The sequence below is a fragment of the Pseudomonas sp. Fl4BN1 genome (assembly GCF_009908285.1).
In the GTDB taxonomy this organism is placed as follows: domain Bacteria; phylum Pseudomonadota; class Gammaproteobacteria; order Pseudomonadales; family Pseudomonadaceae; genus Aquipseudomonas.
The window spans coordinates 1-425 of the sequence record NZ_JAAARM010000116.1; the positions used below are offsets into that span (position 1 = coordinate 1).

The 425-nt window shown below is 69.6% G+C and carries 1 protein-coding gene; it reads right to left on the minus strand.

The window, feature by feature from the left end; genetic code table 11:
* On the minus strand, positions 1–425 hold a 425-nt coding region (locus GV818_RS33820), incomplete at both ends, for a transglycosylase domain-containing protein (RefSeq protein WP_218586330.1).

Sequence of the window (425 nt, forward strand, 5' to 3'; positions counted from 1 at the left end):
ACGTTGAGGTACACCTCCATGATCCGCCGCTTGCCCCAGACCAGCTCGATCAGGACGGTGAACCACGCCTCGAACGCTTTGCGGACGTAACCGCCGCCCTGCCACAGGAACACGTTCTTGGCGGTCTGCTGGCTGATCGTCGACCCGCCGCGCAGACGACGCCCGCGGGCGTTGCTGACCGCCGCGCCCGCGATCGCGCGCAGGTCGCACCCGTTGTGGAGGCAGAAGCGCGCATCCTCCCCCGCGATCGCCGCGCGCGCCATGTCGCGGTCGATGGCGCTCAGCGGCGTCCAATCCTTGGAGACGCCGCGCCCGGCGAACAGGTCGCCCGCCATGGTCGCGGTGAAGGGGACGGGAACGAAGCGCAGCACCGCGACCCAGGCGAGCGAGACCGCCACGAAGTAGAACGCCGCCTTGAACAGCAG